Origin of the sequence: Serratia sp. BW106 (genome assembly GCF_002607755.1) — a bacterium.
Taxonomy (GTDB): domain Bacteria; phylum Pseudomonadota; class Gammaproteobacteria; order Enterobacterales; family Enterobacteriaceae; genus Serratia; species Serratia proteamaculans.
In genome coordinates this window covers 1-20,335 of record NZ_MCGS01000039.1, presented here as the reverse complement: position 1 = coordinate 20,335, position 20,335 = coordinate 1, and the positions used below count along the sequence as shown (strand labels likewise).

24 protein-coding genes and 1 pseudogene are annotated in these 20,335 nt (G+C 54.1%); 18 read left to right on the top strand and 7 right to left on the bottom strand.

Features of this window, described 5'->3' with window-relative positions; translation table 11 throughout:
- A partial coding sequence (locus BEI65_RS21970; RefSeq protein WP_198404498.1) for a VENN motif pre-toxin domain-containing protein occupies positions 1-738 on the top strand: 738 nt, incomplete at its 5' end.
- On the top strand, positions 735-953 hold the full coding sequence (locus BEI65_RS21965; RefSeq protein WP_099065091.1) for a hypothetical protein: 219 nt from the start codon (positions 735-737) through the stop codon (positions 951-953). The genes BEI65_RS21970 and BEI65_RS21965, both read left to right, overlap by 4 nt.
- A 34-nt stretch (positions 954-987) precedes the next feature.
- On the opposite strand, the pseudogene BEI65_RS27265 reads toward BEI65_RS21965, so the two are convergent.
- Positions 988-1,315 (bottom strand): annotated as a pseudogene (locus tag BEI65_RS27265) (hypothetical protein).
- 12 nt (positions 1,316-1,327) lie between these two features.
- On the opposite strand from BEI65_RS27265, the gene BEI65_RS27260 reads away from it, so the two are divergent.
- Together BEI65_RS27260 and BEI65_RS21945 are read left to right on the top strand one after the other, a co-directional pair.
- On the top strand, positions 1,328-3,862 hold the full coding sequence (locus tag BEI65_RS27260; protein WP_304528424.1) for a hemagglutinin repeat-containing protein: 2,535 nt from the start codon (positions 1,328-1,330) through the stop codon (positions 3,860-3,862).
- 9 nt (positions 3,863-3,871) lie between these two features.
- Positions 3,872-4,234: a hypothetical protein gene (locus tag BEI65_RS21945; protein WP_099065089.1), complete on the top strand. Its 363-nt coding sequence runs from the start codon at positions 3,872-3,874 to the stop codon at positions 4,232-4,234.
- Between the two features lie 42 nt (positions 4,235-4,276).
- Here BEI65_RS21945 and BEI65_RS21940 read toward each other — a convergent pair whose 3' ends face one another.
- Complete coding sequence (locus tag BEI65_RS21940) at positions 4,277-4,543, bottom strand: hypothetical protein (protein WP_232519140.1); 267 nt, start codon at positions 4,541-4,543, stop codon at positions 4,277-4,279.
- Positions 4,544-4,714: 171 nt separating this feature from the next.
- On the opposite strand from BEI65_RS21940, the gene BEI65_RS27250 reads away from it, so the two are divergent.
- Both BEI65_RS27250 and BEI65_RS21930 read left to right on the top strand, forming a co-directional pair.
- Positions 4,715-4,843: a DUF4926 domain-containing protein gene (locus BEI65_RS27250; protein WP_099065087.1), complete on the top strand. Its 129-nt coding sequence runs from the start codon at positions 4,715-4,717 to the stop codon at positions 4,841-4,843.
- 246 nt (positions 4,844-5,089) lie between these two features.
- Entirely contained in the window at positions 5,090-5,767 is a 678-nt protein-coding gene (locus tag BEI65_RS21930; RefSeq protein ID WP_099065086.1) for a hypothetical protein, read from the top strand.
- A gap of 80 nt (positions 5,768-5,847) precedes the next feature.
- Here the strand turns inward: BEI65_RS21930 and BEI65_RS21925 are convergent, their stop codons facing one another.
- Positions 5,848-6,792 carry a nucleoside hydrolase gene (locus tag BEI65_RS21925; RefSeq protein WP_099065085.1) on the bottom strand — a complete coding sequence of 315 codons (945 nt, stop codon included), beginning with the start codon at positions 6,790-6,792 and terminating at the stop codon, positions 5,848-5,850.
- 208 nt (positions 6,793-7,000) lie between these two features.
- Between BEI65_RS21925 and BEI65_RS21920 the strand changes: the two genes are divergently transcribed.
- Together BEI65_RS21920 and BEI65_RS21915 are read left to right on the top strand one after the other, a co-directional pair.
- Positions 7,001-7,282, top strand: a complete 282-nt coding sequence (locus BEI65_RS21920; protein WP_099065084.1) for a zinc ribbon domain-containing protein — start codon at positions 7,001-7,003, stop codon at positions 7,280-7,282.
- 2 nt (positions 7,283-7,284) lie between these two features.
- Positions 7,285-7,662, top strand: a complete 378-nt coding sequence (locus tag BEI65_RS21915; protein ID WP_099065083.1) for a hypothetical protein — start codon at positions 7,285-7,287, stop codon at positions 7,660-7,662.
- On the opposite strand, the gene aaeR is transcribed toward BEI65_RS21915, so the two are convergent.
- Positions 7,625-8,536, bottom strand: a complete 912-nt coding sequence (gene aaeR / locus BEI65_RS21910) for an HTH-type transcriptional activator AaeR (protein WP_099065082.1) — start codon at positions 8,534-8,536, stop codon at positions 7,625-7,627. The two genes, BEI65_RS21915 and aaeR, sit on opposite strands and share 38 nt — an antisense overlap.
- Positions 8,537-8,844: 308 nt before the next feature.
- On the opposite strand from aaeR, the gene aaeX reads away from it, so the two are divergent.
- The 5 genes from aaeX (at position 8,845) to BEI65_RS21885 (ending at position 12,956) form a co-directional block, all read left to right on the top strand.
- Positions 8,845-9,048, top strand: coding sequence for a p-hydroxybenzoic acid efflux pump operon protein AaeX (gene aaeX / locus BEI65_RS21905; protein ID WP_012147087.1), 204 nt, complete (start codon positions 8,845-8,847; stop codon positions 9,046-9,048).
- A gap of 7 nt (positions 9,049-9,055) precedes the next feature.
- Positions 9,056-9,991 (top strand): p-hydroxybenzoic acid efflux pump subunit AaeA, encoded by a 936-nt coding sequence (gene aaeA / locus BEI65_RS21900; RefSeq protein WP_085119165.1) that lies wholly within the window; start codon positions 9,056-9,058, stop codon positions 9,989-9,991.
- Positions 9,991-11,958, top strand: coding sequence for a p-hydroxybenzoic acid efflux pump subunit AaeB (gene aaeB / locus BEI65_RS21895; protein ID WP_099065081.1), 1,968 nt, complete (start codon positions 9,991-9,993; stop codon positions 11,956-11,958). Before aaeA ends, aaeB begins: the two co-directional genes overlap by 1 nt.
- 243 nt (positions 11,959-12,201) lie before the next feature.
- The gene (locus tag BEI65_RS21890; RefSeq protein WP_099065080.1) at positions 12,202-12,651 is read left to right on the top strand and encodes a ribonuclease; all 450 of its coding nucleotides are present in this window, start codon (positions 12,202-12,204) and stop codon (positions 12,649-12,651) included.
- Between the two features lie 5 nt (positions 12,652-12,656).
- Positions 12,657-12,956, top strand: coding sequence for a barstar family protein (locus tag BEI65_RS21885; protein WP_037416266.1), 300 nt, complete (start codon positions 12,657-12,659; stop codon positions 12,954-12,956).
- Between the two features lie 30 nt (positions 12,957-12,986).
- Here BEI65_RS21885 and yjgA read toward each other — a convergent pair whose 3' ends face one another.
- The gene (gene yjgA, locus BEI65_RS21880) at positions 12,987-13,535 is read right to left on the bottom strand and encodes a ribosome biogenesis factor YjgA (RefSeq protein ID WP_085119683.1); all 549 of its coding nucleotides are present in this window, start codon (positions 13,533-13,535) and stop codon (positions 12,987-12,989) included.
- Positions 13,536-13,712: 177 nt separating this feature from the next.
- Between yjgA and pmbA the strand changes: the two genes are divergently transcribed.
- Both pmbA and cybC read left to right on the top strand, forming a co-directional pair.
- The gene (pmbA, locus tag BEI65_RS21875) at positions 13,713-15,053 is read left to right on the top strand and encodes a metalloprotease PmbA (protein WP_099065079.1); all 1,341 of its coding nucleotides are present in this window, start codon (positions 13,713-13,715) and stop codon (positions 15,051-15,053) included.
- A gap of 156 nt (positions 15,054-15,209) precedes the next feature.
- Complete coding sequence (cybC, locus tag BEI65_RS21870; protein ID WP_099065078.1) at positions 15,210-15,596, top strand: cytochrome b562; 387 nt, start codon at positions 15,210-15,212, stop codon at positions 15,594-15,596.
- On the opposite strand, the gene BEI65_RS21865 is transcribed toward cybC, so the two are convergent.
- Positions 15,593-16,378, bottom strand: a complete 786-nt coding sequence (locus BEI65_RS21865; RefSeq protein ID WP_099065077.1) for a helix-turn-helix domain-containing protein — start codon at positions 16,376-16,378, stop codon at positions 15,593-15,595. The two genes, cybC and BEI65_RS21865, sit on opposite strands and share 4 nt — an antisense overlap.
- Before the next feature lie 281 nt (positions 16,379-16,659).
- Here BEI65_RS21865 and BEI65_RS21860 point away from each other — a divergent pair, with 281 nt between their 5' ends.
- Genes BEI65_RS21860 through BEI65_RS21850 form a run of 3 tightly spaced genes read left to right on the top strand, consistent with a single transcriptional unit; the run spans position 16,660 to position 19,773 of the window.
- On the top strand, positions 16,660-18,114 hold the full coding sequence (locus BEI65_RS21860; protein WP_099065076.1) for an FAD/NAD(P)-binding protein: 1,455 nt from the start codon (positions 16,660-16,662) through the stop codon (positions 18,112-18,114).
- Entirely contained in the window at positions 18,111-18,992 is an 882-nt protein-coding gene (locus BEI65_RS21855) for a formyltransferase family protein (protein WP_099065075.1), read from the top strand. Before BEI65_RS21860 ends, BEI65_RS21855 begins: the two co-directional genes overlap by 4 nt.
- Complete coding sequence (locus BEI65_RS21850; protein WP_099065074.1) at positions 18,985-19,773, top strand: sulfite exporter TauE/SafE family protein; 789 nt, start codon at positions 18,985-18,987, stop codon at positions 19,771-19,773. The genes BEI65_RS21855 and BEI65_RS21850 overlap by 8 nt, the downstream gene beginning before the upstream one ends.
- A 43-nt stretch (positions 19,774-19,816) precedes the next feature.
- Here BEI65_RS21850 and rnk read toward each other — a convergent pair whose 3' ends face one another.
- On the bottom strand, positions 19,817-20,227 hold the full coding sequence (gene rnk / locus BEI65_RS21845) for a nucleoside diphosphate kinase regulator (RefSeq protein WP_085119679.1): 411 nt from the start codon (positions 20,225-20,227) through the stop codon (positions 19,817-19,819).
- Between the last annotated feature and the right edge of the window lie 108 nt (positions 20,228-20,335).

The following is a 20,335-nucleotide window of genomic DNA, read 5'->3' as shown; positions in this document are numbered from 1 at the left end:
GAAAGCGAGAAACAGCAGGTGAGCGCGCTGAGCCAACTGGCCGCAGGGCTGGCGGGCGGTCTCGTTTCAGACAGCACTGCCGGGGTTGTGACAGGTTCGCAAGCCGCTAAGAATGCGCTGGAGAATAACTTCCTGGCCGTTCCTGCACCTGTTCCGCCGCCGGTTGCTGTGTCAAATACGTCCGTTAATGGTACCGGCGGAAATGAAGCCTGGGATGCGGATGATGGCTCGGATCCGAATAAGTCGCGGGAAGAGAATGCGCGCAAACCGAATGTGGCGAAGGATCTGACGGATGAAGATAAAGCCGAGCTGGGTGGTGCGGGATCTGGGACTCCGGGTGGGCATGGGCCGGAAGATGAGGAAAATGCTCGGAATAGTGGCAGTAACCAGAACTCCTCAAATCAAATTGGGAAATGGTCTATAGATGAATTATCTGATGGAGCGAAGCATACAGATCCTGCCTCGAAAAAAGGTGATTTAACTCTTGCTGGGCGAGCTCTTCAAAAACACGGGAGTCGTGAAGGGAGTGCATTTCCTTCAGCTAAGGGAAATCCATCTGCCATAAATGAGCAAGGTCAAAAAATTGTAGATAGTATTCTGAATGACCCTAATAAATCGGTTGTTCAGAGTAATACAGGGCGTTATGGGCAAGTAACCGATGTGATTTCTTCTAGTGGACGCGGGTTACGCTATGATGCACAGGGCAAATTGATTGGCTTCTTGGAACCACCGAAATGACGAACAAACTAACAGCGCAAATAGCGAGTCTGCCGGATAGAGAGAATGTTGTTTATGAAATTTACTCTGGTGCTGATCAGGTTGCAGAAATCTCAAATGAACCCGATGTTGGCTTAAGAATCGAGATTTTTACGTGTGCTGATGGAGGTATCTGGAATCTTGATTTTAATGAGTTCCGCTTACTGGTTGAACAAGCAGAAAAAAATATTACCTGAATAGAACCTCGGCTACAGGCCGAGGTTCTTGCCTCTATGCCCTAAATCCTGCCCCATCTCGCCGTTGCAGTCGGATCACCCCGGGTGCGGCGGTGACTTCCAGTTGTTCGGCGTCGGTGATGCCGGATCCGCTTAGCCAGTCGCCGCCGATCACCAACTCACCGTTTTGCCGTACCCAGTCAGCCCCCAGATCCGGGCGGTGCTGGCTGGCCTCGCACAGCACATCGTCGAATGGTTAACCACAGCCCATCCGGCCGTAGCGTGAGTTGCAACGGCGTCCCAATACCAAAAACCAGCTCAGCCAGTGCCACTCCGGTGATCGTCAGTTCCGGGATCGGTTCGGGTGTGAAAGTGATGTTCATGCTGTACCCTCCGTGCAGGCTGCCCGTGCAGGATGGGTTACCTCGGAAGCCAGTGCCGATCAGGCGCAGGGACTGGCGAAAGGTGAGCTTTCCAATAGCGTGAAGGTGCAGTTGAGCGTCGGGGCGAGCAAGAGTACCTCCGAATCGGAGCTGGCACAGAATCAGGTACGCGGCAGCAATCTGACGGCAGGCGGTGACGCCACATTGGTCGCGACCGGGTCGAAAGGCACCAGTGGCGACCTGCATGTCAGCGGCAGCGGGATCACCGGCAACAAAGTGACGCTGGCGGCGAAAAACGATCTGTTGCTGGATGCCGCCGGTAACAACCGCGATCAGACCAGCAAAAATAACAGCAGCGGCTGGAATGCCGGGGTGCATATTTCGCTGGGGCAGGAAACGGGGATTGGGGCATCGGCCAGTGGTTATCAATCGAAAGGTGCTACAGACGGCAAGAGTACCGAATACGTTAATACACGGGTGAACGCAAGGGACGAACTGAGCCTCAGCAGTGGACGCGATACCACGCTTTCCGGTGCGCAGGCGCTGGGTGACAAGATCAAGGTGGACGCCGGGCGTGATCTGTCGATCAGCAGCCTGCAGGATACCGACGATTACCACAGCTGGCAGAAGGACGTGAGCGGTGGCGCGAGCTTTACCTTCGGATCGATGAGCGGCTCTGCCTCGTTGAGCATGAACCAGACCAAAATCGACAGTGAATACGCCAGCGTGGGTGACCAAAGCGGTTTGTTCGCGGGAGATAAAGGCTTTGATATCAACGTCGGCAACCATACGCAGCTGAATGGTGGGGTGATTGCCTCGACGGCGGACAGCATCAAAAACCAGCTCTCTACCGGTACGTTGGGTTGGGATGCCATTGATAACAAAGCGGAGTATAACGCCAGCAGCAGTGGATTCGGTATTTCTACCAGTGGGCCAACCGGAGGCGGTGTTGCCAAAGATAAAGGCAAGGCTTCCGGCACCACGCAGTCGGCCATCGCCGCAGGCAATATTGATATTCGCAATACGGCGGACCAGACTCAGGATGTCGCAGAGTTAAGCCGTGATACGGACAACGCCAACGGCCGCATCGATAAAATCTTCGATGAAGCGAAGGTGAAAGACAATCTGGCGTTTACCCAGGGCGTTACACAGCTGGCGACGCAACTGGTCAGCGACTACGGTAACAAGCAGATGCTGCAGGCGCAGCGTGCTGCGGCGGAGAAATTGAGTAAGGATCCGGCCTATCTGAGTGCCAGCGCACAGGAACGCCAGAAAATGCTGGAAGCGTCACCGGAGTATAAGGCGGCGCAGAAAGAGTATGGCGTCGGCAGTAATTTCTGGGCGGCGGGCACGGCCATCAGCGCGGCGTTGGCGGGGATCAGCGGCGGTGATATTGGGGCAGCGGCCGGCGGCGCGCTGGCGCCGTATCTGGCACGGGAAATCAAAACCCGTACGCAGGGCAACACGGCAGCGAATGCGGCCGCGCACGCGGTAGCCGGGGCATTGGTGGCATTGGTCTCGGGCAATAATGTGGCGGCGGGTGCAGCCGGTGCGGCAAGTGGAGAACTGGCTGCTAAAATCATCAGCGAGCAGTATTATGGCAAGGATCCGTCCGACCTGACGGAAGCAGAGAAGCAAAATGTCAGCGCACTCAGCCAGTTGGCGGCGGGGCTGGCAGGTGGATTGATAGCGGACAACACCGCAGGGGCCGTGGGCGGTAGCGTGGCCGCTAAGACGGCGGTGGAGAATAACTTGTTGGGTGGTAGCGAAGCCACCCAAACGAAGTTCGTGCAGGAGCATGGCAAGAATATTGCGTCCTGTGCAGATAACCCCGGTTCGGCGTCATGCCAGAAAGGGCTGGCAATGAACGATGCGCTGATGGTGGCGTTACCGGCGGGTCTTGGTGGCGGTGTGCTGGCTGCGGCTACGCCTGAAATCGCAGCGGCAGCTAAAGCAGCGATACAAGCCTGCGCGGGTAATGTGGTGCTGTGTCTGAATAACGCCGGTATCCAGATGTCGGAAGCGATAGTGCCGGGTGGTGTAGGTGCCGGTGGTGCTGTTGGTATTGGTAAGACGGCGGCAGAAGCGACGGCGGCGAAAACTGAAGCTGCGGCGGCTAATGCTGCTAAGAATGTTGGAAAGGGTACAACTGGCTCTTTAAGTGGCCAATCAACTAAGCTACCGCCGAATGCCTCAGCAGAAAATATACGTTCACTGCAACGAGAAAATGAAGGGGCGGCGATCCTGTCTAAAAATGGTTATCATGTTGAGCAGAATCCCGTAACTCCAGGGGTTAAAAATCCAGATTATAAAATTAATGGTGAGGTGTTCGATAATATCGCCCCTAAAACAAACTCAGTTCGTAATATTTATGACCGAGCTTTAGAAAAAGTGAATAGTGGTCAAACAAACAATGTTGTTATCAACTTGGCAGATACAAAAGCAAGTGTTAGTGATTTGCAAAAACAATTTAGTGATTGGCCAATCAAAGGGTTAGATAAGGTTATTGTTATCGACCAGTCAGGAAAGCCAATTCGAATTAAGTAAGGTGGGTAAATGTCAATTGATATAGCGTGTTATACATCAATAAGTATTGATGTGCTGAGGGAAAGGTTAAGTGTGGTGAGAGCAAAGTACGGCCATCTCTTTGATGGCCCGTATCTTATGTTTGATCCACATACAATTTTAAGTCGCCAACAGCTTGCGCTGATTGATGATCGTATTGAAAAGTACAATCAAGAGACTAAATTATTAATTACTGAAGAGTTTGGACTAAAAGAGCCAAAGTCTTATTTTTTGATTGCAGTGAATGATAAATCCTTCCCTGAGTTGAATACTTCTGGAATAGCAGATGTATTCAGGCAAGAGTTAGGGGAAGGAAATATCATTATGCTTTTAAATGGTGAAGATCTAATCTAGACCTTGTGATGAATCTCGGCCAACTGGCCGGGGTTCTTGCCTCTAAGCACTGAAGACTCTGGCTTCCCGCCGTCGTAGCCGAATAATCCCCGGTGCGGCGGTGACCTCCAGTTGTTCGGTGTCGGTGATGCTGGACTCGGTTAGCCAGTCCCCACCAATCACCAGCTCGCCGTTCTGCCGTACCCAGTCAGCCCCCAAATCCGGGCGGTGCTGGCTGGCATCATCGGTGACGGTGGTGACCCACAGCCCGTCCGGCCGTAGCGTCAGTTGCAGCGGTGTGCCGATGCCAAACCTCAGTCCAGCAAGCACAATGCCTGCAATCGTCAGCTCATGGTATGTATCGGATGGATATACGATTCTGGATCATCTATGCCTCGAATGACTACAATTTATGTGAAATAAGGACAACAATGGTTTGTTCACCTTTTGATGTGGTTGCACTGGCAAAGGGATATACCCAATTAGGAGTTATACTCAGGCATGGAGGGTGTTGTTATTGATGTTTATACTGAACCTGTTATGCCTTATGAAGTTGAATTTTGTGATAAAGAAGGAAGAACGATAACATTATTCGCATTATTATCAGGACAGTTACTGCCTGCATTTTAAAAAATATCTTAGTTAAATTGTTCGTAAATCTATAACATCATAAATTTCATGGTGTTAATGGCGTTACCCGACGTGTAGACTGAGCAGTTAGCTGAAGTGGACACAGTTGATTGGCAAAATATATACATTATAAAAATTGAATTACCCAAGATTAATCATTAAGAAAAGCAATACCTTTATATTAAATATAAACGATATGAATAAATACCCAACATGATGTTGGAATATTACTAACAAGGAGCAGTAATGAAAAAAGTTCTGCGTGTTTCCATGGTGAGCAGTTTGCTTTTATTAACTGCCTGTTCATCAACCAATAATGTAGAAAAAGTCACCGCCGCTAATGGCAGTAGCATTGGCGTGAAGTCTTTCTTTGCTCTACCTGAAAATAATAATAACCAACATGCTGATACCAAGCTGCGTATTGTCACGCAGGCCGATACTGGCGTAGGTGTGGGGCTACAGGTTTTAACCTCTGCACTTACCGGTGGTCTTTCTGCCAGTACCTTCAGTAAGGATACGTTGAAAGGCAGCAGCGTAGATACTTTGCCAGAACCGACCAAAAGCTATTTGGTGCCTAAGGCCAAGGTTGTTATCGCCGACTGGTTGCAAAAGAACGGTGCTGGTTACAGTTACAAGAATAATTTGAATATCACTCCCGCCAGGTGGCTACTGGTGTATCAGGAGCTGGCGAAAAGTGATACTCAATTCGAGCTGCGCTACGCCGTTACCTTTTATAAACGGCCGGAGGGGGGAAACATGTTCTCAGCCTTTGACCAATTTAAATGCAGCCCAATCCCGCGTTCGGCATCGCTGACACAATGGCAAGCCAGTGATTATGCGATGGTGAAACAGGTCACTACAGAATATATGGATAACTGCCTTAGTCAGTTGGATGGGCAATTAACTACATTACTAAAGCGCTAATTTATCCTCTCTGATAAACCCAGGCCGGGCGGTTATCCAAAGCCACCCGGTTCACCAATACCGCCTTTGATAGCCGCAGCTTAAACCTTCACTTCCCCAATCCTCTCCAGTGCATCCACCACCAAATCCCAGAACTTATCCTGATCCAGCTTTACCGCCACCTGGGTGTGGCAGTCCGGCGGCGGTGCGGCGCGGAAGTCGGCCACCGTCATTCCCAGCGTCAGGGTACCGGTCAGTTCGATATCTACCGGGACTTTACGCACCGTCATCACGTCGGGGTCGATCACATAAGCCACCGCACAAGGATCGTGCACCGGCGGTGCGCTAAAGCCCTGCGCTTGTTGATACATTTTTCCGAAGAATTCGAGCAGTTCGCCGACAAACCTGGCTGGCCCGGTAGGGATAGCAGCGATGCGGGCGCACACTTCTGGCGTGGCGAGAGCCTGATGGGTCAGATCCAGCCCGACCATGGTCAGTGGCCACTTTTCATTGAACACGATGTGCGCGGCTTCCGGATCGATCTTGATATTGAATTCTGCCACCGCGCTCCAGTTACCCACGTGGTAGCCACCGCCCATCAAAACCACTTCTTTCACTTGTTCGGCAATGCGTGGTTCTTTGCGCACCGCCATGGCGATGTTGGTCAGGCCGCCGGTCGGCACCAGCGTCACGCTGCCCGGCGGGTGAGCCATGATGGTGTCGATGATCAGATCTACCGCATGGGAGGGTTCCAGTTTTAATGTCGGCTCCGGCAGCACCGGGCCATCCAGGCCCGACTCGCCATGGATATCAGGGGCGACTTCTATTTGTCGTACCAACGGGCGCGGGCAGCCGGCGGCAAAGGGTACGCCGGTGATATTGGCGATGCGTGCGACGGCCAGCGCGTTGCGGGTGACCTTATCCAGCGTTTGATTGCCCACCACGGTGGTCACGGCCAGCAGATCGATCTGCGGGTTACCCCAGGCCAGCAGCATGGCGATCGCGTCGTCATGTCCCGGGTCACAGTCCAGTATGATTTTTTTCATTGTTATTCCTGATGCAGGGAGAGGTCCCCGCAGCATAGCGCACCGGTGGTGGGCGAGGTAATGACCGAAGATGCTTTTTGCTAACCACATCAAAGCGTTGCTGATTTAGCGGTGTAATTAAACGTAAATCCCCCTTGGCGCGCTTTACCCTGGAGTTTACTCCAGGGTTTATTCTGCAACCTGGCGTAAAGCACTAAGGAGAAGCGCGATGAGCATGTTGAAAAAGCTTTTGGGGCAAGGCGGTTTTGGTGGCGGGCATCAACGTGCGGGGCACCGTAGCGGGCATCATGGCAACCGTTATAATCAGCATGGCGATCAGGGGCCGCAATGCCTGCAATGTCAGGCGCCTAACAAGCCCGGAGCCCGTTATTGCCACCGTTGCGGTCAACCTTTTGAGTCGGCAGCGGTACAATGCAGCGGATGTTCCGCACCTTTGCCGCCAGGCAGTCGTTTTTGTCAGCAATGCGGCAAGGCCGCTAACGGGGGATAGCCATGACCAAGCGTGGATGGAGTGTGGCAGTGCTGTTGGCGGCAATGGCGCTGTGGACGCTGCTGGCCTGGGGTGTCTCTGGCATATTGGGTTGGTTGCCTGCGCTGACGGAGCTGGCGCAGAGCGGTTCGGCCCAGTTGGCACCGCAGCTTACCGGCTGGCTCAGCCTGGTGCCGCAGGCATTATTGGACAGTTGGCTGCCGCTGTTGCAGCAACTGGGCGGCTGGCTGGCGGGATCTTTCCCGTTGCTGCTTACCTGGGCGGGATATGCCGTCTGGCTCATCTGGGGGTTGGGCATGCTGGCACTGCTGGTACTTGGCGCTTTGGCGCGCCGTGTTTTGCTCAGCGATAGCCCTGATAGACTTCCCCCACGCGCTTAAAGTACTCGGTCAGGTAGTCGATACACACCTGTACCTTGAGCGGCAGTTTATCTTTCTCGGTGTACACCGCGTACACCGGGCGAGGATCCGCATGATAGCTTTTGAACAGGATCTCGATCTCTCCGCGTTTGATCTCTTCGATCACCCACATCAGCGGCGCATAGGCGATACCGGCCCCGGCTTTTAGCCAGCGGATCATTGTCTGTGAATCGTTGGTGACAAAGCGCCCTTGTGGTGCGATGCGCGTGCTGATGCCTTCCGGCGCGATCAGCTCGAATTCGCTATCTGGTCGCACGCTGTATTCCAGCCAAGAAAAATTGACCATGTCGCTCGGTTTTTGTGGCGTGCCGTACTGGCTGAGATAGCTTTTGGCGGCACACACCACCATCGGCATTGAACCCAGGCGTTTGGAGAACAGGCTGGAATCCTGCAGCGCACCGGTACGGATCACTACGTCCAGCCCGTCAGCAATCAGATCCGGGGCGGGGATGCCGGTCACCAGGTTCACCGTCAGGCCAGGGTACTCTTTCAACATATCGGCGGTCATGGTCGCCAGCACGTTTTGTGCCATGGTGGAGGAACTGCCAATACGCAGCGTGCCGGTCGGTGTATTATTAAACGCATACAGCTGCTCGTGCACTTCGCTGACTTCCAGCAACATGCGGCGACAGCCCTGATAATAGATTTTTCCGGCCTCCGTCAGGCCGATGCTGCGCGTGCTGCGGTTGAGCAGCTTGACCTGCAGCTCATTCTCCAGTTTGGAGACGGTCTGGCTGATAGACGAAACGCTCATATCCAATTGGCGCGCTGTCGCAGTAAATGACCCGCATTCAACCACTTTGGCGAATACCGACATCCGTTTTAGTCTTTCCATTATTCACTCTGGCTTAAAAGTGATTTAGATCACAGATTGTTGATGAGTTGATAGTAAGCACGCTAATATAAACCGGTCGGGTGGAAAGACCTTACCAACGCGCGAGCGCGATCGGCAGCGCCATAATGGCCGATCCCTCCGGTATCCTCGCAGTCCCTATCGCGGATGTACGCTCCAGAGTTTACTCTTATTTCAGGTTCCTGACCTGCCTGGGCCGGAATTTGTGGTGCGCGTCAGCTAAAATGTAAAGAGAATGTGAATGGATATAGGTCTCAAAGCCCGGTGCAGTGAACAATAAGGAAAAATTGATGAGTTTGCTTCCGGTTATGGTCATTTTCGGACTGTCGTTTCCCCCGATATTTTTTGAGTTGCTGCTTTCGCTGGCGCTGTTTTTTTTACTGCGCCGCCTGCTGCAACCCACCGGGATTTACGATTTTGTCTGGCATCCAGCGCTGTTTAACACCGCGCTGTACTGCTGTTTGTTCTATCTGATTACCTGTCTTTTCGTTTGAGGTCGCTGTGAAAAATTTTTCAATAAAAATAACCCGAATCGCGATCACTCTGATTCTGGTCCTGCTGGGGATCGTCGCCATATTCAAAGCCTGGGTGTTCTACACAGAATCCCCCTGGACGCGTGACGCCAAGTTCACCGCCGACGTGGTGGCCATTGCCCCGGACGTCACTGGTCTGTTGACCGACGTGCCTCTGGTGGACAACCAACTGGTGAAGAAAGGGCAGGTGCTGCTGGTTATCGACCAGCCGCGCTACCAACAGGCCCTGGCGGAAGCCAGCGCCGATGTTGCCTATTACCAGACGCTGGCAGCGGAAAAGAGACGTGAAGCCGGTCGCCGTGTGCGCCTCGGTGTGCAGGCAATGTCGCAGGAAGAGATCGACCAGGCTAACAACGTGCTGCAAACTGTAGAGCATCAGTTGGCGAAGGCAGTGGCGACTCGTGAACTGGCTAAATTGGATCTGGAACGCACCACAGTGCGCGCACCGGCCGATGGCTGGATCACCAACCTGAACGTACATGCCGGTGAATACATCACCAGGGGTTCAGTCGCCGTGGCGCTGGTGAAGAAAAACAGTTTCTACATTCTGGCCTACCTGGAAGAAACCAAGCTGAATGGCCTGAACAAGGGCGACCGTGCGGAAATTACCCCGCTGGGCAGCAATCGCATCATGCACGGTACCGTCGACAGCGTGGCTGCCGCCGTCAACAACAGCAGCAGCACCGTGAACAGCAAAGGGCTGGCGTCGATCGACAGCAACCTGGAGTGGGTACGCCTGGCCCAGCGCGTGCCGGTGAAGATCCTGCTGGACGACAAAGACCAGTTGCATCCGTATCCGGCGGGGACCACCGCCACGGTGGTGATCACCGGCAAGAACGATCGTGCTACCGACAGCGGCTCGCCTTTTGTGCGTTTGATGCATCGGCTGCGTGAGTTCGGTTAATGAATAACCCAACCTTTATCCGGCTGAGATTTGCCTTCAAGCTCAGTTTCGCGATTGTGTTTGCCCTGTTTGTCGGTTTCCATCTCAATCTGGAAACCCCACGCTGGTCGGCAATGACCGCTGCCATCGTGGCCGCCGGCACGGCCTTTGCTGCGGGGGGCGAGCCTTTTTCCGGTGCGATTCGCCATCGCGGCTGGCTGCGTATTATCGGCACCTTTATCGGCTGTTTTGTTGGCATCGTGATTATCGTCACTACGGCGCGTGCACCGGTGGTGATGTTGTTGTTGTGCTGCATTTGGGCCGGTTTTTGCACCTGGGTTTCCTCTCTGGTGAAAGTTGAAAACTCCTATGCCTGGGGTTTGGCGGGTTATACCGCGCTGATCATTATCGTGACCGTTGCCAGCAGTGAATCTCACCTGCTGGAAGCGCCGCAGTTCGCCATTGAGCGCTGCAGCGAGATCGTGCTGGGGATCGTCAGCGCCGTGCTGGCGGACCTGCTGTTCTCACCACGTTCGATCAAACAGGATATCGACCGGGCGGTGGATAAACTGCTGGTGGATCAGTACCTGTTGATGCAGATGTGCATCAGCAACGCCGAGAAAGAAGACATCGACCGTGCCTGGAGCAATCTGGTGAAGAGCACCACTGCGCTGAACGGCATGCGCAGTCACCTGATGATGGAGTCATCACGCTGGCAGAAAGTAAACCGGCGCGTGCTGGCGATGCATACGCTGTCGCTGACGCTGATAACCCAGGCCTGTGAAACCTATTTAATCCTGTTGAACCACCCGGATGCACTGAAGGAAAATATCCGTGAGTTGCTGATGGTCCCGGCGGCAACGCCGCAGGAAATTCATAAACGAATGAAGCTGTTGCGACAGGTGTTAACCACCAACCGCACCGACGAAACATTGCTGACCATCACCAGTTGGGTGGGGGCGGCTACCCGTTACCTGTTGCTGGCTAAAGGCGTGCACACCAACAGCAGTATCAGTGCGGTTGAAGAGGGTGTGCTGAGCAGTGAGGTGGTGGTTAAACCGACCTCGGCGGAAGGTCACCACGCGATGATTAACGGCCTGCGCACCTTTGTGGCGACGGCGTTTGGTAGCCTGCTGTGGCTGTGGACCGGCTGGACTTCCGGCAGCGGTTTTATGGTGATCATCGCGGTGATCACCTCGCTGGCGATGCGTACCCCGGCACCACGTATGGTGGCGATGGACTTTATCCTGGGTATGTTGGCGGCGATCCCGGTCGGCTCGCTGTTCTTTATGGTGATCCTGCCGGCGACTCAGCAAAGTATTTTACTGCTGTGCCTCAGCCTGGGTCTGCTGGCGTTTTTCATCGGTATCGAAGTGCAAAAACGGCGGTTGGGTTCGCTCGGCTTGCTGGCGGGGACCATCAATATTCTGGTGTTGAGTAACCCGATGGAGTTCAACGTCACACAGTTCCTCGATGGCGCGCTCGGCCAGTTCCTCGGCAGTTGCGTGGGCCTGATGGTGCTGTTGCTGATCCGTGATAACTCCCGCGAACGTACCGGCCGCACGCTGCTGAACCAGTTTGTCGGCAGTGCGGTATCGGCGTTGACCACCAAGACCTCACGCCGTCAGCAAAACCACCTGCCCGCGCTGTATCAGCAGTTGAATCAGCTGCTGATGATGTTCCCGAACGATATCGCCAAGTACCGACTGGCGCTGAACCTGATCATTGCTCACCAGCGTATGCAGCGAGCGGAGATCCCGGTCAGCGAGGAGCTTTCGGCGTTCCATAAACAGATCCGCAATACCGCCGACCACATGGTCTCGGCGAAGAACGACGTAAAACGTGCTTATTATTACGATCGGCTGTTGAGCGAAATGAACGATTATCAGCAGAAACTGGTTGATTATCAGGCACCGCTCAGCGTCACCGGGCCGGTAAAACGCCTGGCCGACATGCTGCACCGCTATCGTCATGCGTTGATTGACTGATACCTCAAATACCCCTGCCGGGGCTATACTTGCCTGAGATAGCCCTGTTTCAGAGTTGCACTGAGTGCCAGACGCGCGGCAAAATGGCATGATTAGCTTGAACGGGTGATGCAGGTTGTTCGGCGCGGTTTCCCTGAAGTGAAAACGTTACATGCCAGTCATCTCTGCTTCATCCTTTTCATCTATAAATCCAACCAGCATGGGTGCTGATGCACCCCTGTAGGCCATAAATCAGGGACAGCAATGAACAAGCGGATCCTCGTGGCGATAGTTATCGCCGTTGTGATAGCCGGTTTTAACGCATTGCGCGGTAACGATCGAGTGATTGCCAACGTGCCGGCGGTGGCCGAAGGTCAGAGTATTGACCAACTGACGCAGCAGAAAAGGGTGGTGAGCTACCTGCAGCAGCATCAGCGGTTGCCGGACTATTACATCACCAAGAAGCAGGCGCGTGAGCAGGGATGGGATGCACGTAACGGTAATCTGTGTTCGGTGCTGCCGGGCAAGGCGATTGGCGGCGACCATTTCTCAAATCGAGAAGGGCAATTGCCCACGGCCCGCAGTCGGGTATGGCGCGAGGCGGATATCAATTATCAATGCGGCCGGCGCGGTGCCGATCGCTTGCTGTATTCCAGCGATGGCCTGATTTTTGTCACGCGTGACCATTATAAAAACTTCATTCGGGTGGAGTGAGCTTGATGGCAAAAGTAGAGTTCGATTTTAATCAGATTAACGATTTGCCGGCGTTTTACCGCGACTTTGCGCATAAGTTTGCGCTGGATGAGGCGTTTGGCGCCAATCTGGACGCACTGTGGGACGTGGTGACTGCCGACATCGGCTTGCCGGTGGAGATAGAATTCACCCATCTCAACGCCCGCAGCAAACGACGCTTTGGCGCGATTATCCTGCTGTTTGAAGAGGCGGAGGAAGAGCTGGAAGGCAGCCTGCGTTTCAATATTCGTGAAAGCAGCGGTGAACCTGCACATCACCGGGGATGAATCGAGTTCATCCCGTGGTGACGGCGGCGATCATTGGGCGGTCTCGGCCAGATCGCGCAGGTATTGGAATATTTGACGGTAAGCTTTCGGCGGCTTGTTAGCGGCTTTCTCTTTCTGTGCGTTACGCACCAGCGAGCGCAGCTGCTGACGATCGGCTTCCGGATACAGCGCCAGGATCGGCGGGATCGCATCATCGCCTTCTTCCACCAGGCGGTCACGCAATGCTTCCAGCTTGTGGAACAGCGAAACCTGTTGGTTATGGCGGTTCTTCAGCTTGTCGAGCGCGGTCTGAATCGGCTCTATGTCGCGGGCACGCAGCATCTTGCCAATCAGTTGCAACTGACGACGGCGGCCTTCTTTCTTGATCTTCTGCGCCAGTTCAATCGCAGCGCGCAAATCTTCATCCAGCGGGATGCGTTCCAGCGCGTTCTTACCCAGCTCGACCAGTTCGACACCCAGGTCTTTCAGCGCTTCGGCATCACGTTTAATTTCACTTTTACTGACCCAGATAATCTCGTCATCTTCCTCGTCAATGTTCTCCGGGACATCGTCGAGCCAGTCTTCAGGCTGTTTGTTCATGGTAGGCTCCGTTAAAAAGAGGCTAATCCTAACAGGTTGCCGGCTTTATGCGAAATTCCACGCGGTTCCTGTTAGACTCAAAAGCATAAATCTCATGATTTTTGCGCGTGACTCCGCGCGCAACCACGCCGCCACGGCACTTTTCTCAACGATTTTCTGATTAAGTATGGCAGATTGATGAAAGTAGTCACTCAAGTTGCAGAACAGCGCAAGGCGCTGGAACAGGCCGTCTCACAGGCTTTGGAACTGGCGCGCGCCGGCTCCGATGCGGCAGAAGTTGCCGTGACCAAATCAACCGGTATCAGCGTCAGCACCCGCTTCGGCGAGGTGGAGAACGTTGAGTTCAACAGCGATGGTGCGTTGGGCATTACCGTCTATCATCAGCAACGCAAAGGCAGTGCTTCTTCTACCGATCTCAGCCCGGATGCCATTGCCCGCACCGTGCAGGCGGCGCTGGATATCGCACGCTATACCTCGGTGGATCCGCATGCCGGTCCGGCAGAGAAAGACCTGTTGGCGTTTGAAGCACCGGATTTGGACTTGTTCCACCCGGCAGAGCTGGACGCCGATCGCGGTATCGAACTGGCTGCTCGCGCCGAACAGGCGTCACTGGCGGCGGATAAACGCATCACCAACACTGAAGGCGGCAGTTTTAACAGCCACTACGGTATCAAGGTGTTCGGCAACAGCCACGGCATGCTGCAAAGCTATTGCTCGAGTCGACATTCATTGTCGAGCTGTGTGATTGCCGAGCAGGGCGGTGATATGGAGCGTGATTACGCCTATACCATCGGCCGTGCCATGAGCGATCTGGAAAGCCCTGAATGGGTGGGCCAGGAATGTGCCCGTCGCACTTTGTCGCGTCTGGCACCGCGCAAGCTGTCGACCATGACCGCCCCGGTCCTGTTCGCCTCGGAAGTGGCGACCGGTCTGTTCGGCCACCTGGTTGGTGCCATCAGCGGCAGCAGTGTCTATCGTAAATCGACCTTCCTGCTGGATTCGTTGGGCAAGCAGATCCTGCCGGACTGGCTGACCATCGAAGAGCATCCGCACCTGCTGAAAGGGCTGGCTTCCACGCCGTTCGACAGCGAGGGTGTACGTACCCAACGGCGTGACATTGTTAAAGATGGCGTGCTGCAAACCTGGCTGATGACCAGCTACGCGGCGCGCAAGCTCGGCATGCACAGCACCGGCCATGCGGGCGGCATCCACAACTGGCGTATTGCCGGGCAGGGTAATGACTTTGCCGGCATGCTCAAGCAGTTGGGTACCGGCCTGGTGGTTACCGAGCTGATGGGCCAGGGTGTCAGCGGCATTACCGGTGACTACTCACGCGGTGCTGCCGGTTTCTGGGTGGAAAATGGGGAGATCCAGTATCCGGTCAGTGAGATCACCATCGCCGGTAACCTGAAAGACATGCTGCGTAATATTGTCAGCGTGGGCAGCGATATCGAAACCCGCAGCAATATCCAGTGCGGTTCCGTATTGTTGCCGGACATGAAAATCGCCGGTCAGTAATCTCTGCTACGGCTGGCCGCTTCGGTTGCCAGCCGCATCTCTCTCCTTTCCTTCCCCTGTTTTAACCTTGCTTACAAATCTTCGGTTTCGGTTTTCAGCGCCCTTGCCTATGGTTAGGCTGGGTCAAATAAAACAATAACCGGAAGGTGAGCAAGCATGTCGAACAAACTGAAAGCGCTGTTGGCGTTGGCGCTGCTGGGTGCCAGTACACTGGCGGTCGCGGCCGATCTGGCCGACGATATGGATACCATCGCAGGCAATTACAAAAAGGTGCTGAGCACCGATTCCACGGATACTCTCAAACAAAGCCTGCAGAATATGCGTGCCGCGGCGGTAGATGCCAAGCAAAGCAAGCCGCCGAAAATGGAAGACAAAGCCAACGATAGCCCAGAGATAAAAGATTTTCACCACGGACTGGATACGTTGATCGGCCAGATCGATCAGTCGCTGGCGCTGGCCAACCAGGGCAAGCTGGCAGAAGCCAAACAGGTCGCGCAGGGCTTCAAGCAAACTCGCGACACCAACCACAATAAATTCCGTTAAGCCCTTTCGCGCCGTTCTGAAGCCAGATAGCAGGACGGCGCCTGCCCCAGCACGCGGCGAAACATGGTTGCAAACGCCGCGCTGCTTTCATAACCCAATTCCAGAGCCACCTGCGTAACGCTACTGCCTTCGGCCAATTGGGCCAGCGCCAACACCACGCAGGCCCGCTGGCGCCATTGTGAGAATGACATGCCGGTTTGATCCCGGAACAAGCGGCTGAAGCTGCGGATACTCATATACAGGCGTGTAGCCCACACCTGCGGTGAGTCGTGCGCGTCGGGCTGTTGCAGGAATCTCTGGCACAGTTCCCCCAGTCGTCGATCGGCAGGCAGCGGGATGTGCAGCGGCAGGGACTGCAACTGGGCCAGCTCATGTAACAGCAAACTGACCAGTGCGCCATCCCGGCCTTGCTGCTGATACTCGAGGGGCATATCGACCGCCGCCATCAACAGTTGGCGCATCAGCGGTGTCACGCTAACCACCTGACAAACCTGAGGTTGAGAGGCCAGTAGCGCCGTCGGTTCAATGTACAGGCTGCGGGTCGTGACGCCGACCATTCTCACCTCGTGCGGCATCTGTGGCGGCAGCCACACCGCCCGCTGTGGTGGCACAAGCCAGTTACCCTGGAGGGTAAAGACGTGCATCACTCCGGTGGCACCATAGAGTAGCTGAGCGCGCCTGTGGCTGTGCATGGGCAACAGATGGCCTGAAGGGTAGTCGGTCCCTATGGCAATCACCGGCCTCGGCACGTGGTCGAGGTCATCAATACGTACGTTGCGCATAAACCCTGTCGTTGTGCAGTTTGGCCGAAACGCAATGATAGTTGGCCTTTCATATAAAGCAAGCCAGTCGCCATCACTCTACTATCAGGGCAGAAAAATAACGCTGCCTTGGTGGCGAGGTATTTTATTGTTGATTGAACCCTCATTATTTTAAACGCCGGGGCGGGGTGGGTTATCTCACCTGTGCAATACAAGAAGTTAATAAGGAATAAATGACTGTTTATTCCAACACCTGAAGCAATAGTTATTCTTTTAATGCTGTGACTATAAGGTGATATTTCATGTATAAGATCGGTGTGATTGGTGGTGGCGCGGCGGGTATTTCTTTTGCGTATAACTTTATTAAGAATAAGTCGATTAATAATTGCAATAAGCATCTTTCGCTGAAGGTTTATGACAAGCAAGGCTTTAATGGTGGTATGGCTTACAGTAGTGACTTCGATAGCCATATCCTCAATATGACGCCGGAGAACATGTCGGCGGATATTTTTGACCGTGCGCACTTTTCTGATTGGATCTCGATGCATTTCCCTCGCTACTGTAAAGACCGCTATCCGCCTCGCTGGGTTTATAAAGACTATCTCGATTTTATTCGTGATATGTCGGTGTTTATGGCGGCTGACAGCAACGTTACGCTGAATTTTATTACCGCTGAAGTCGAAGCGATCGGCTCGCATTCCGGGGGGTATTTGTTGACCACCGCCGGTGGCGCTGCGGAGCAGATGAACGCGTTAGTGTTGTGTTCGGGGCATAATGAAGCGGAAAGTCTGTATCCGATTGATGGCGTTATTGCCTACCAGGCTAATCGGGAATTGCCGGCTATCAGCCCTGCTTCAGCAGTCGGTGTGATTGGCTGTAGTCTGACGGCGATAGACGCGATTATCGAGCTGATTGAACGGGTGGGCGCGAGTGATATATCCGCTTTGTCGCGTTCCGGCTTGTTCCCCAGCGTGCAGCCTGCACTGATGCGCGCACCGCCACCCGCATTCAGGCAACGGCTGGTCCGTTTCGTCGCCGACCATAGCTATATCGACGCCCATCAGTTGGTTCATGTGATTAACGCGGCGTTGGAGCAATACTACCCAGGTCCGGAGCGGCTGACGGTGCTGTCGGCGATGGGGGCCGGTAAGGATTGTTATCGCGATCTGGCTGAAAGCCTGAGCCGGGCGCGCTTCGCCCGTGAGCATATTTGTAGCTACCTGGCCGCTATCCATCCTGCGGTATGTGAGGCTTGGGTAAAAATGGATGAAAATAATCGACAGGTATTTATGCGCTTCTATAATTCGTCCTGGATGCGCAACCGGCACGCCATGCCATTAAAAAATGCCAATAAAATTATCACTGCATTTGAATGCCAACGGCTGCGCGCTTTTGGCGGTGTGATCAATATCGAGAAGAACGATCAAGGCTTTAAAGCTTTTTGCCATAATACGGCGGTACATACCCAATACCTGCTTAATTGCACGGCCCCTTCTTATCAAATGAAACCAAACCGGTTAAACGACACTTTGTTGCAGGGTGGCCTGATGCAAGAAAATATATTTGGTGGCGTGAAGTGTAATCCCCTGACACTAAAAATCCCGGACGAACAGGGCAATGAACAAAACCTTTACTCTCTGGGTGCTCCGGCGAAAGGCGATCTTTTTTATACCTCGGCAATGGAATCCATAACCCGGGATATCAGTAAAATAGTTTTCAATAACAGCATATTTAATACCAAGAAGGCAACAGTATGAAAAACGTAGCGCTATTTGTTGGCAACGATATTTTTTCCTGGTTGGCATGTCAGGACGTTATTAGCGCCTTAAGCAAGGAGTGTACTTTTACGGTTTATTTCCCGCTGGCGAAAGCGTCGGGCCGTTTACAGGAGCCGGCGGTGCGGCAACTGGGGCTTTATGAGCGTCAGGTGTTGAATGACTTCGTCTTTCCCTTTGCCAGCCGACATGCAGATGTCTGCCAGGGGGCTTATCAGGCACCGCAGGTTTTCCTGGCGGATGCCGGGGTGAATGCGCATCGTATTACGGATATCAATGACCGCGCCTTTATCAGCAGCTTGGGCAATATGGATGCGGTGATTTCATTGCGCTGTTATCAGAAGTTTTCTGCCGACTATGTACGGGCTTTCAGCCAGCGCGGTAAATTGCTGTGGAACCTGCATCCAGGGGATTTGCCGCATTATCGCGGCGTCATGACGCTCTTTCGCGCCATGATGAACGGTGAGGAACGCTGCGCATTAACGTTGCACGAGATGGATGAGCAATGGGATGCCGGCCCGGTGATCGCTCGCCAGCCCGCCGAACTGCGCTATGACCTTTCATTTTTGGAAAATATGCTGTTGCTGGGGATCCGTTCCGGCGCCTTTTTGGCGAATCAGTTAATGCGGGTGGGTGAGCGGAAACCGATAACCGTGGAACGGCAAGGCGACTACCGTTATTGGGGTTTCCCGGATGCACAAACCCTGGAACAGGCACAGGCGGTGGGGATTGAACTCGTCGACCATGATGCTATTCGCCGCCATTACCTGGCGTTGTTTGTCGGCGATGAATTCCATGCGTTGGCCGGTCAGTTCGCAGCCGGTTTTGATGATTTCATTCGGGCGCATAGCCATGATTGAGACGCTGGTCATCCTCGGTGCCGGTTTTATTACCGGCATCACCACCATTTTGTTCGGTTTTGGCGGCGGCTTTGTGGTGGTGCCTTTTGTTTATCATTTGGTTGCCGCTTCGGGTGAACAGTCAGGTCAGGCAATGCATATCGCGGTGGCGACCTCGACGGCGGTGATGATCCTGAATTCGGGCTATGCCACCTTCACCAACTGGCGCAGCGGCAACCTGCTGCGTGAAACCATCGTCCCGCTGATCTATTTTATCGGCATTGGCGCTGCGTTGGGGGCTTTTGCCTCCAGCCTGCTGGAAGACGGGGTGGTTAGGCTGCTGTTTGTAATTTATATGCTGGTGACGATCGCAGATTGCCTGTTCAGACAGGGGTTTTTAGTCAAGCCGGCTCGTGCGGTGCTGTCAAAGGCGACCCTGTGGATCGGGGGGCCGTTAATCGGGGTGATTGCCACTATGCTCGGCGTGGGGGGAAGTGTGCTGACGGTGCCTTTATTGCGTCGGCATGGCTACGAAATGAAGCATTGCGTCAGCGCGGCCAATCCGTTGTCGATCCCGGTCGCCGTCATTGGTGCATTGATGTATGTCGGATTGGGCTGGAAGGAAATGACCGGGCCGCAATACCTGGGCTATGTCAATCTCACCATTCTTGGGCTGCTGGTGGCTGCAGGTATTTCGGGGATCCTGTTTGCCAAAAGGTGGTTGCCGAAGGTCAACGACAGGCTGCATGCCAGAATTTACGTGTTGCTGTTGATCCTGGTTTTGATCGCCATCAGCTTGTAAGACACAGACAGAAAGGGCGGTAAGGTACCGCCCCGATAACCACTTAGCGGTGGTATTCACCCGCCGCTTCCGGCTGGTACAACAGTTCCAGCACTTCGATATGCGCTTCTTCACCGTTTGGCAACTGCCAGGTAATCTGGTTACCTATGTGCATGCCCAGCAGCGCTGCGCCCAGTGGCGCCATCACCGAAAGCTGCTCGTGGCTATCCTTCAGCGAAGCCGGGTAAACCAGCGTACGCACGTGTTCTTCTGCCGTATGCAGGTCGCGGAAACGCACGCGGCTGTTCATGGTCACCACGCTGGCTGGGATCTGGGACGGCGGCAGGATTTCGGCGCGATCCAGCTCGATGTTCAGCGCAGCGGCGACATCGGTGTTGGCATAGGCCGGTTGTGCCAATAGCGCATCCAGGCGCTCCGCATCCAGCTCATTAATAGTAATGGTTGGTTTGGTCATTCCACTCTCCAGTCAAATCAAAGGGCGCAGGTTTGAATTGACCCCAAGAAGTTGGACAATTTAAATTTATGTCGCACTCAAGGCCTGCGTTCTGTATTCCACGGGACT